The sequence below is a fragment of the Sulfurisphaera javensis genome (genome assembly GCF_041154675.1).
Taxonomy (GTDB): domain Archaea; phylum Thermoproteota; class Thermoprotei_A; order Sulfolobales; family Sulfolobaceae; genus Sulfurisphaera; species Sulfurisphaera javensis.
In genome coordinates this window covers 1804846-1816764 of the sequence record NZ_AP031322.1, presented here as the reverse complement: position 1 = coordinate 1816764, position 11919 = coordinate 1804846, and the positions used below count along the sequence as shown (strand labels likewise).

Below are 11919 nucleotides of genomic sequence, written 5' to 3'. Positions count from 1 at the left end.
AATGGTTAACAGCTATCAATTAACTTTAACTAAACAAGTAGATTTAAAGCAGTATATTTTTAATCCATTCATCTTCACTGGAATAACTGGACATATTTTAATAAGTAAAGTTTATGACAGATCTACGAGGTCTTATACAGTATATACTCAAGCTAGAGAGCCTGACCTATCAAAATTTCAAATTTTTATAGTCTTAGATCATGAAACTGCTGAATTTAATAGGGGAACAATGACCGTTACTCCAAAATTTTCTGGCATTCTTTATCATATAGAGACTTTTGATAACACTGTTCAAGGAGATCTTGAAATTTTAATACAAGAAAGGAGTATAGTGTTTATAGATAATATTACAATTAAAAAGGGATTATTGGGAAGAAGAACACAATCAGAATTGATGAGTCACGTAATTAATGATCACATAGAGCCATTTCTTGCTTCGCTAGGAATAAAAACTTATGATTCATAATAAAAACTTTTCTTTTTTGCATTAAAACTTTTATATTTCCTTTTATTTAAATACCTCATATGAGTGAAAAGAAAATATTCATTAGAGAATCCTCTGGGCTTGTAAGGCAAATGAGTAGTAGACATGCATTTGCAAAAGTATTAGCAATGATAGTACCAATTTCAGTATATTATACAATGGTTTATTCTCCAGCTCTACCCGGTGCTGATTGGAGCTTAGGAATAGTTTTAGCGGCAATAGTTGCATTACCAATCTTCTTAACTTATCTAAAATTAGCTGAACATATTCCAAGATCTTCTGGAGAATACATTTATATTACTAGAATATTACATCCAGCATTAGGCGGAATACAAGCTGTTGCAAATGTATTCTCAACACCATTATTAGCGGCAATACTTTCTCAAATAGAGATTTCAGCTGGTATTGCTCCTGCATTTCAGCTTTTGGGTTTAGCATTCCACAATTCAGCTTTATTAAATTTGGGAACTGCAATGCTAGTAAATCCAACTGTCTTTGAAATTTCAGCTTTCATAGACTTAATTGCAATGTGGATAATTAGTATTTTTCCACCAAGGTATATGGCAAACTTCCTTTTTGGGATTGCTACTATGCAAGTAATTGGAGGATTACTAATTCTAGCATTACTTGCTCAAGGACCTAAAGCATTTGAATTAGCTTTTAATTCTCTTTCAGCAATGTATAAAGGACCAACTTATGCTTCACTTTACTCTTCTGGATTAGCATACTACTCACCAATAGTAAATCCTTTACAAACGTTAATATGGATGATTTTGATGATAATGTGGATGTTTATTTGGTTCTTTGCCCCATCATACTTTGCTGGTGAATATAAAATGCCTGGTAAGTCTATAAAGCTTGGTATGATAGCTGGTTATGCTATTGCTTCAGCAATAATATTTGGATTAGTATTTGCTACTGAATATTCCATGGGTATACCATTCTTTAATTACGTTTCATTAAATGGATGGGGATCAAATATACCATTACAAGCTGGTTCCGGTTTTATAGCCTGGGCTGGAATATTGGCAATAAGCTCACCAATATTAGCATTCTTTGTTGCAATACTTAATTTAGGTTTACAATTTGTTGCTACACCTTTATCGTTAGCAATTCCAAGCAGAGTGTTATTAGCAATGGCATTTGACAGATTGATTCCAGAAAAATTTGCTTATGTAAATCCTAAACTAAAGACACCTTTAGTAAGTTCAATCTTCGTATTAGCATTAGCATTAATTTTTGAGTATGTTACTATAAATGGTTATTTGGTAGTTTCAACAATTGTATTAATAGGAATACTTTTCCTTTATCAGTTCTTGTTAGCTGCTATTTCAGCAGTTGTTGCTGGAATAAAGGGCATTTCTGGTGAAGAATTAAGTGATAAAGACAAGAAGGAGTTCTTAATTTATGGTTCTTTAGCTTCAATAGTCTTAGTAATTTCAGTATTCTTTTCAATATGGTATGCTAGTATAAATAGTCTTTATGCATCTATGGTAATTGGCAACTTATTAACTGACTACATAATAATTGGGGTTATACCACCAGTTGGACTTTTACTTTACTTCTTGGCAAGACAATATAGGCTTAAGCAAGGTATAGACATAAACTTAGCCTTTAAGATGATTCCTCCTGAGTAAGATATATTTACTTTTTTTAAGATTATATATTATGCGTATAGCTATTATTCAGACGTATATGAGTTGGGATAAAAAGGATAATATAGAAAGGCAAATAGAATTAGTTCATAAAGCAATAGATAATAAAGCTGAAATAATTTCTTTAGATGAGCTCAGTAACACAATATATTTTCCCTTTGAGCAAAATCCTAAATACTTTGCATGGGCTGAAACTGAGAAAGATGAGACAATAAGGAGATTTAAAGAGATAAGCAAAGAAAGGGAAGTTAGTTTAATAGTACCTATTTTTGAGAGAGACAACAACTTCTTTTACAATACTGCATTTGTTATTGACAACGGTAAGGTTATAGGTAAATATAGGAAAACTCATTTACCTCAAGAGGAATGGTTTAATGAATACTATTACTTCAAAGTTGGTGATTTAGGTTTTCCCACATTTAACTTGAAAGGTGTAAATACTGGTATTGTAATATGTCACGATAGACATTTCCCAGAAACTGTTAGAAGTGAAGTAGTAAAAGGTGCTTGGTTAATTTTCATTCCTTCAGTAGCGGCATTTAAAGAGATATGGGAATTAGAACTAAGGGCTCATGCGGTATTTAACACTGTCTACGTAGTTGGGATAAATAGAATTGGAAAGGAGTATCCTCAACAAAAAGAAGAATACTTTGGAGAAAGTATGATAATATCACCTATGGGAGAAATAATTAGTAAAGCTGGAAAGAGTGAAGAAATACTTTATGCAGATATTTCAGAGGATGAAGTAATGAATGCAAGGATAAAAAGACCGTTCTTGAAAAAGAGGCTTCAAAGTTATGGTCTTTAAAAATCTACTTTGCCAGGGTTAAAGAGATCATCTGGATCAACTTTTCTTTTGAAATCTAATATGTATTTTAGTCTTTTTTCTTCTACCCTATCATTTATCTTATACGTATGTAAATTAAATTGTTTACCTATCATAGGAATATTTGAACAGCCAATAAAGTAAGTGTGAGAGAAGTATTGACCAGAACTTTTTGACAATTCAGCATCAATATAACACTCTTGTGTATCAATTTTGTTTAAATTCTCCAAGGGTATATCAACAGAATTATAAGGCAATTTAGTTTTACTTACTACTGTAAAATAAGCTCCAGCAAATGTAGTCACAATGTCTCTTAACTGAAAACCTTTTTCACTATCAATTCCATAAATTACATTCCATTTACCCCATGTAGTTTCAGGTTCAATTTCTTTAGCCATGGGGTAATTTCTTATGCTTATAAATTCTGCTTCTCCTAAAAGATCTAAGGAAAAATCTAATGCCTCAGAAAGAGAATTGAACGATTTCTTTAATATCTCTATGCCCTCCCTCTTTCTTACTAACTTAATTTTGACCTTTGTTAGAATTCCAGTTGTACCAGCTGACTGAACAACTGAGTAAACATCACTTCCGTTCAAGGTATATTTTCCCTTTAAAGTATAAACTTCAACTTCTAAAACATTATCCCAAACTGCACCGTTCTTTAAAGAACCAAAACCTAATGAACCTCCTTCAACAAAACCACCTATTGTTGCCATGTAGAAACTTGTTGGAATTAAAGGTAAATCATTAATTCCAACTTCATTAAATTCTGTCCCGGGAAATACTGTTATACTTTCACCCTTTCTTTCAAATCCCTTAAAAGAAGTTATATCTAGGACAATAGTGTCTTCTTTAATAGGAATTGTCGCCCCTAAAGTGTTTGTTCCATTTCCTCTTACTATAATTGGGAAATGGTATTCTTTCATTAATTCTATTATCTTTTTAACGTCTTCCTCGTTCTTTATTTTTACCACGGCCTTTGGCAATTTTCTCTTCGATGATAATATTGGCGAAAGATAAGCATAGTCTATAGAATATTTTTCAAGAATATCTCTGGAAGTATAAAATTCTTTAAAGTATTTTGAAAGGAACTCCATAAAAATATATTGTAAAACTATTTTAAAAGCTTTCCCTTAGGAGTGGAAACTAACTCTCCTTTATCTATTACCATCTCGCCATTGATTATCACAGTTTCTGGCTTTCCTATAATTTCATAACCTTCATAAGGTGTCCAATCAGCCATATGAATATTATTAACTGATACTCTCCATTTTTCCTTAAAATTATAAATAACTAGGTCAGCCCTATACCCTTCTTCTATCTTACCTACGTTAAGATTGTTTAAAGTAGCTGGATTTTCTGATAGCAATTTTATAGCATTATATAAAGGTAAATTTCTCTTTATAAATTCAGTAATTATCATAGGGACACGTAATTCAACACCAGGTAAACCAGGAACTAGGTCTGGGAATTCTTGATGTTCTTCCTTTATCTCTTTATCAAACCAATTATGATCAGTTCCTATGACGAAAATTTTATCAATTCTCTTCCATAGTTCTTCTGGTTCTCTTACTGGAGGTGATGTAACGTAAAGATATGAGTCTTTTCTGTCATATACTTCCTTGCTTAATATTAAGTGATGAAGAACAGCTTCAGCCTTAATATTTTCTGGTAATAAATCCAATGTCTTTCCACAGCTTACATGGGCAATTAAACCCTTACTTACTATTGGTAAAATTCTAATTACTGCAGAAAGTTCACTCTCTTCTGGTCGGGTTAATAAATGAAGTTTTGGAGCACCTTTAAGATTATAGGCTAATGTATTAATTAATTCCTCGTCTTCAGCATGGATCATAATATATCCTTCTTTCTCTCTTACAAAATCGTTAATCCTCTTTAAGCCTAATAAATTACTTTTCATCCCAGCATATTCAACCATCATAAATTTGACTGACTTAAATCCCATGTCAAAAGCTCTTTTTAAGTTTTCAGTTAAATCATTTGCAAATATATGGAATGTATAATTTACGTAAGAGGTTGAAAATTGGCTTATTCTTTCATCAATGTTTGGCGATCTATCAGAAAAGGCAAAATCGATAACCGTAGTAGTTCCTCCAAATGCAGATGCTAAAGTACTCTTTTCAACAGTATCTGATGTTGGTACTCTTAAGTATCTTTTATATATGTGTACATGATTATCAACTCCACCGGGTAAAAGTAACTTTCCCTCTCCATCTATTATTTTATCTAAAGAAGGAATATCCTTTTTCACCTTTACTATTTTGTCTTCTTCAATTTGTACTTCGGCTTCTGTAATTCCGTCTTTTGTTGCAATCTTAACGTTCTTAATGATCATTATATTAACCCCAATTCCTCAAATTTTCCAATTTTTCTCTTCAAATAATGTCTATAAAGAATTGAAGCTTTATCAGCTTTCACATGAATCTCTTTAGATAAATCTAGATAATAAAAGTCAGGTTGAGTTTCTAGTACTTCTTTATCTTGCATTATAATTGTATCCTCAAATTTTCTGATAACTTCATCTTTAACATCATAACCATAATTCATAAAAATCCATGCAAAAACAATGCTTTTACTTTTACTCTCAGGCTTTATAGAGAATATCATAGAAAAAGTCTCTCCTTTTTCATTGCTTTTTGTGAAATAAAGAAATAAAGGTCTGTAAATAATATAAGTGTAAGTTTCATATTTTCCACTATTACTACCATCTGGATTAGGTTGGTAAACTTTTATGTTTTTTGCTATTACGTAATCGTCAGTAAGTTCGGCCTCATATTCTGGGATAATCGAATATTTTGGATCACCTAAATAACCCTCATGAACGTAAGGAAAATGAGAAACATCAAGTAAGTTTTCCAATACTCTAAATGGATTAGCGTTAATGTAATAAGGACCACATTTTATTCTTCTAAAGTTTTCCCACTCTTTAATTTCTGGTAAATCTTTCTCTGGCTCATCTATCGAAACCCAGACTATCCCATATTTCTCTTTAACATAATACTTTCTTAGCCTTACACTTAACGTTTTCCCTAAAGAGGGAATAAGAGTCAATTTTCCTTCAAGGTCAAATTTCCAGCCGTGATAAGGACACTGTATTTCATTATCAGTTATTTTACCCTTTGAAAGTTTTGCCAATCTGTGAGGACATCTATTACTTAAAGCGTAAAGCTTGTTATCTCTTTTAATTATTAAAATCTCATGTCCTAAGAGATTTGTTTCGTAAATTTCTTTAATTTCATCAGAAAAAGCAACGGGTAACCATTCCTTATACATAGTTTAAATAGTTCTTTTTAACAATATAAGGGTTGCGGTACTATTCATCTTTCTTTTTATTTTATCATCGCTTATTTATCATTTTGAATACCTAAACTGTATATTAGAAGAATGATAAAAATAAACATTTTTCACTATATTAATTTTCCAGGGTTTAGTATATTATGCGGATCTATCATTTTCTTCAACTCTCTCATTAACTCAAGTTTTTCCTTATCGTTTAGCCATTCATTAATCACTATTGTTGGCGGTTTAAAAGGCACTTTTATACCCTCTTTTTGCAAAATAGAATCAATAAAGTCAAAATTCTCTTTTTCTGACATAATTGTTGTATCTATTATTACTTCTCCTTTTATCGTTTCTACATCTCCATGAATTAAAACCTTATCTCCTAATCTTTTCTTTATAGGTTGAATAACATTATAGAACTTATTTATAGGGATGTGCATTAATGCATCATGAGAATAATTATAGAATATTTTCATATTTCTAATCATTACATAAATACCAGAACCAGCTAAGGTTTCTATTACCTTTAAGGAATCAATCTCCTCTCCATAACTTTTAGTACTTGAAATTATTACATTCCAGTTATCGGTCTCAATCTTTCCTTTCATTACTATTGACAATGTGTCTTTATCTTCAATTGCTATTCTTCTTACATACTTTTTATCTTTCTCAACTTCTTTAATAAATCTTATAGCACTCTCAAGATCCTTAAATTTGACTAATTGATCCCTCCAATCTTCATAATCTATAACAGCTAATTCTGCTTCAAGAATTATTCCATTAGTACCAGATGCTTGAGAAACGGCTAAAGCTCTTTTACCTTCTAGCTCGTATTCACCCTTTGGACCTATTATTTTAGCCCATCTAAAACCCTTATTTTCAAAATAATAACCATATTGATATGACCCAGTACCCCCGCTTCCCCCAGAAATAAACCCAGTCAATGTTGAGAAGTAAAAACTACTGGGATATACCCTTAAGTCCTTTCCTTTCTTTCTTAAATAACTTAATACCTCATTTACTTTCATCCCTGCTGAAAATCTTACATAATTGTTGTCAAGTAACTCAACTTTTTTCTCAAAGTATTGCATATCTATCAATATTGAAGGGTAAAAGAGTATAAGTTGGCCAAAATTTGTTGTTCCAGCACCTTTAGGGACTATTGGAATTCTATGAAGGTCACAAATTTCTAAAAGATATTTTATATCTTCCTTGTCTTTTACTTTCAATAGACCTATAGGATTCTTACTTAAGCTGATTACTGAAGGATCGATAAGATAACATTTTAATTGCTGAATATGTCTTTTAGACACTTCTTCATCATAAACAAACTTTGATCCAAATTCTTTCTCTAATTTATTTAATAACACGATTAATTAATAAAGTATTTTAATTTAAGCTTTTCCCAATTCCCTATTGTATAATGTTCAAAAAACGTTAAGTTGTGACAGATAACAAATACTTTTTCATTTTATCATGAATTTTTATCATTATAAACTAGTTTTGCAAAACTTTACATTAATATTATATTGAACTATGTTTATAAGCATCTTCCTTCATATAAAAATTTATCAATTAAACGTAATTTAAAATATTCATTTGCAAAATTTTTAAATTCCTTAGGAGAGATCTATTTATGAAAAGTAAAGACGATATATTAAGTAATGAGGAGATTTTACCTATTCCTAAAGAAATTAAGAAATGGAGTGCATTAGATTATTCCATGGCATGGGTAACTATGACCGTAGGAGTCTTAGCTTGGGAATATCCATGGTTTGGAATATTTTTAGGTATTCCATGGTATCTTTCAGTTTCTCTAGTATTTTTAGGAAATTTAATTACTCTAATTCCAATGTTAATTCAATCTCATGCTGGTGCAAAATATGGTATTGCTGAGCCGCAAATAACGAGAAGTAGATGGGGAATATGGGGTGCTTTCTTTCCTTCAGCAGTAAGGGCTATAATTGGTGCTGGATGGTGGGGAATTAATGTTTTTATAATAACTGAGATAATAGTAGGACTATATTTGAAATTCTCTGGTCAGTTGAATAAAGTAATTATACCATTACTTTCAAATGGTTCAGCAAATTCTTTCACAATTTCCTTAGCAGTGCCTCAACTATTTTGGATAACATTTGCTATTGTGATAATCTCAGAGCTTCTACTATTATATATATCTCCCATATTGAAAGGCCAAGAGCCGTTAAGGAAAATGAGTAAAATAGTTGGACCTTTATCAATTATTAGTTTATTAATCCTTTTCCTTTATGAAGGAGAAACTTCAGGATGGAACTTATCAAATTTGGGAAAATTCACAGTATCAACTTCCAATATCTTTCTGTTATTAGCCTTCTTAGCTGGAAATATGTCCAGTTGGTTAACCATGGCAATATCTATGCCAGATCTAACTCGTTTTGCTAAATCTCAAAGGTCACAAATGTTAGGACAAATAATTTTACCATTTATTTATTCCTTTGCTGGGCTTTTAGGGGTTTTAGGTACAACTATGGCAATTTCAAACGTTCATGCCACTGTAATAGACCCAGTCCTATTAACTCTCTTAACTACTCCATCTTATCTTTCTTTAATAATTTTAATACCAATATTAATGGAAACATTCGGAGTAAATACATTAGCAAACCTTTTACCTCCTGGTTATGATATAAGCAATTTCTATCCTAAGAGAATAAACTGGTTTACTGGGGTTATAATAGCTACAATAATAGGTTTATTAATTGGTGCATGGAGCTTTTTAGGTAGTGCATATGGGTTTATGATAAATTGGTTAAACACTTATGGAATAGCTCTAGGTGGAATAGTAGGAATTAATGTTGCTGATTATGTGTTTGTCAGGAAATTTACCATAGACGTTGAATCATTATACGTTAGAAATGGGAGTTATAAATACTATCATGGTATAAACTTAGCTTCGATACTAGCCTTTACTCTTTCGATACTGCCAGGATATTCGTACGTTTTAGGCTTAAGTGTGTCTTCTCCTTTATATTCATTAGGACCAATGTTAAGTTTACCTTTAGGGATATTGTTATATTTATTGTTTATGAAATTGTTTAAATATTGGTGATATAATGATTTTGAAAAACCTTAAGACTGTTGAAGGAAAAATTATAAGTATAGAAATTAATGGAAGTAAAATTGCAAAGGTTTATGATGGAATAACATCAGAAGGGGAAAATATGGAAGGAAAATTAGTAACCCCAGCATTAGTTGACTCTCATGCACACTTAGATAGTAATTTTCTTTTAGATGTTTGTAAAGAAGCTGAAACGCCAAAATTTATTGAAGCTCTTAAAGCTTTATTAGAGTGTAAATCTAAATTATCAGCAGACGAGATTTATAAACTAGCTAAAAAATCTCTTTATTATTACATTTCTCACGGAACTCTCTACATAAGAACTCACATAATGATTGATGACACTTTAGATAGGTTAAAATATATTGCAAGATTAAAGGAAGAATTTAAGGATATTCTTCAGATACAAATAATTGGTTTTGTTCAAAGTTACTCTTATTTTGATGATAACGTTGAAGAAAATATTTATAAATCTCTAGAAATTGCTGACGGTGTAGGAGGACAACCACATTTACAACCATCAAGAGAAGATGGAATAGGAATGATAAAGAAAATTTTTGATAGTGTTGAAGGAAAAGATAAGTTACTTGACTTTCATGCAGATTTTGCTGATGATCCTGAAACAAAGTTTAGTGAGGTAATAATCTCAGAAACTTTAAAAAGAAAAATGCAAGGTAAAGTTTCTTTATCTCACGTTACTGCAATGCATTCATACAACGAAGACTATTTTAGGAGGTATTTAAAATGGTTAAAGGAAAGTAAAATAAATGTAATTGTTGCACCAATAACTGCACTTGAAGAATCTGGGGCTTTCGAGAATTATCCTAAGAGAAGGGGTATAGCTAGAGTTTTGGATTTAATTTCAGAAGGTGTAAATGTCGCTTTAGGTCATGATGATATACAGAATCATTTAAATCCCTATGGTGTTGGTGATATGTTACAATCAGGTTTTATCTTAGCAATATCCTCTTATATGTATTTCTCTTCTTATGCAAAAACAATTTTTGACTTAATGACTTATAATGGGGCAAAAGCGCAGTTAATCAAAAATTATGGTATTTATGAAGGAGCAGATGCAAACCTAGTTATTTACAACTCTACAAATCCTTTAGATGCTTTAAGAGAAATAAAGCCTAGAAGAATGGTTATAAGTAAAGGTAAAATAGTTTATGAAAGTAATATAAATGAGGAGTTGAAGGTAAATGTTGATTAAGGAAGTTAGATTTTATGATGATAATAAAGTTCATGATATATATGTTGAAAACGGAATTATTCGATGTATAGATTGTCAAGGTAAGAAAGATGATTACGTTTTTTATGGTAAGAAAAGATTGTTAATCCCACCTTTTGTAAATCCTCATTCCCATTTAGGATATGCTTTAACTTTAAATTATGGAAGCGTAAATGAAAGTGGAACATTAAGGGAAGGAGTTATTAAAACAAGGGAAGAAATAACGCCTAAGATTACATTTGATGACATAGAGAAGAGGCTTAAAAAGTTAGAGAAACTATTTTTTGTTAATGGTGTACTTTATGTTAGGAGTCACGAGATAATGCCATTAATATTTTATGTTTTAGAAGCTAGGAAAAAGTTAGAGTTAATAAATTTGCAAATTGTCGCATTTCCATCTCCGGGAATATTTTACTTTGAAGACACAATCGAAAAAATGGAAAAAGCCTTAAGTGAAGGAGCTGAAGTAGTAGGATTAATTCCAAATCAAGAACCTACAGTAGAGTTAGGAATAGAGTCAGTTAAAATTGCCTTCGATTTAGCCTTAAAATATAATAAAATGGTTGATGGTCATATAGATGAAAATGATGATCCTAACTCAAGGTTTGTTGAATATGTTACTTATGAAGCGTTAAAGAGAAAGTGGGGAGAAAAGACAACTATTAGTCATATGACAGCCTCTCACTCTTATCCATCTGATTATTTTGGAAAGCTTGTAGATTTAATGAAATTAGCTAAAGTTAATGTAATATCAAATCCAGTGGTTAGTACACATCTTCAAGGAAGATATGATAATTATCCAAAAAGAAGAGGAATAGCTAGAATTAGGGATATGTTAAAAAGTGGGATAAATGTTGCTTTAGGGACAGACAACATAGGAGATCTAATTTATCCTCTAGGAGATGGTAATATGTTAAGAGTATTACAAGAAGCTTTCTTAGTAGATCACTTCACAAGTAAGGATATTGAGGGAATGTTAAAACTAGTAACTTACAACCCAGCAAAGATACTTATGTTAGATGATTATGGTATAAAACCCGGGAGAAAGGCTGAGTTCGTTGTTCTAAATGCTAAAAATGAATATGAAGCAATTAGGAATATTTTACCTCCAGCTTTAGTTGTTTCTGGTGAAAATATAGCAGAGAATGAGATAGAATTTAAGATAAATGACAAAGATGTTACTGGCGAGATAGAGAATTTGCTAGACAGTGATTTTTAATCTTTTGTCTTTTGTGTGTTCAATAATATTTTTATTAATTTAAATTAATTTGGTAATACTTTATTAAGGGACAAGATGGATATTACTTGGGAAAGCACGGATGGTTA

10 protein-coding genes are annotated in these 11919 nt (G+C 31.1%); 6 read left to right on the top strand and 4 right to left on the bottom strand.

Annotation, left to right across the window (positions count from 1 at the left end):
- Position 1 precedes the first annotated feature (1 nt).
- The 3 genes from ACAM25_RS10025 to ACAM25_RS10015 are packed head-to-tail and all read left to right on the top strand — an operon-like array spanning position 2 to position 2947.
- Entirely contained in the window at positions 2-466 is a 465-nt protein-coding gene (locus ACAM25_RS10025) for a hypothetical protein (protein WP_369609591.1), read from the top strand.
- Between the two features lie 59 nt (positions 467-525).
- Positions 526-2121: an APC family permease gene (locus ACAM25_RS10020; RefSeq protein ID WP_369609590.1), complete on the top strand. Its 1596-nt coding sequence runs from the start codon at positions 526-528 to the stop codon at positions 2119-2121.
- 31 nt (positions 2122-2152) lie between these two features.
- Entirely contained in the window at positions 2153-2947 is a 795-nt protein-coding gene (locus ACAM25_RS10015; protein WP_369609589.1) for a carbon-nitrogen hydrolase family protein, read from the top strand.
- Here ACAM25_RS10015 and ACAM25_RS10010 read toward each other — a convergent pair.
- The 4 genes from ACAM25_RS10010 to ACAM25_RS09995 form a co-directional block, all read right to left on the bottom strand.
- Positions 2944-4062 (bottom strand): FAD-dependent oxidoreductase, encoded by a 1119-nt coding sequence (locus tag ACAM25_RS10010; RefSeq protein WP_369609588.1) that lies wholly within the window; start codon positions 4060-4062, stop codon positions 2944-2946. The two genes, ACAM25_RS10015 and ACAM25_RS10010, sit on opposite strands and share 4 nt — an antisense overlap.
- Positions 4063-4079: 17 nt before the next feature.
- Positions 4080-5321 carry an amidohydrolase family protein gene (locus ACAM25_RS10005; protein WP_369609587.1) on the bottom strand — a complete coding sequence of 414 codons (1242 nt, stop codon included), beginning with the start codon at positions 5319-5321 and terminating at the stop codon, positions 4080-4082.
- Positions 5321-6259, bottom strand: a complete 939-nt coding sequence (locus ACAM25_RS10000; RefSeq protein ID WP_369609586.1) for a Rieske 2Fe-2S domain-containing protein — start codon at positions 6257-6259, stop codon at positions 5321-5323. The genes ACAM25_RS10005 and ACAM25_RS10000 overlap by 1 nt, the downstream gene beginning before the upstream one ends.
- A 134-nt stretch (positions 6260-6393) precedes the next feature.
- Positions 6394-7638 carry an FAD-binding oxidoreductase gene (locus ACAM25_RS09995; RefSeq protein ID WP_369609585.1) on the bottom strand — a complete coding sequence of 415 codons (1245 nt, stop codon included), beginning with the start codon at positions 7636-7638 and terminating at the stop codon, positions 6394-6396.
- A gap of 266 nt (positions 7639-7904) precedes the next feature.
- Here ACAM25_RS09995 and ACAM25_RS09990 point away from each other — a divergent pair, with 266 nt between their 5' ends.
- The 3 genes from ACAM25_RS09990 to ACAM25_RS09980 are packed head-to-tail and all read left to right on the top strand — an operon-like array spanning position 7905 to position 11812.
- Positions 7905-9353, top strand: coding sequence for a cytosine permease (locus ACAM25_RS09990; protein ID WP_369609584.1), 1449 nt, complete (start codon positions 7905-7907; stop codon positions 9351-9353).
- A 4-nt stretch (positions 9354-9357) separates the two neighbouring features.
- On the top strand, positions 9358-10575 hold the full coding sequence (locus ACAM25_RS09985; RefSeq protein ID WP_369609583.1) for an amidohydrolase family protein: 1218 nt from the start codon (positions 9358-9360) through the stop codon (positions 10573-10575).
- Positions 10565-11812 (top strand): amidohydrolase family protein, encoded by a 1248-nt coding sequence (locus tag ACAM25_RS09980; protein WP_369609582.1) that lies wholly within the window; start codon positions 10565-10567, stop codon positions 11810-11812. The genes ACAM25_RS09985 and ACAM25_RS09980 overlap by 11 nt, the downstream gene beginning before the upstream one ends.
- The last annotated feature ends 107 nt before the right edge of the window (positions 11813-11919 follow it).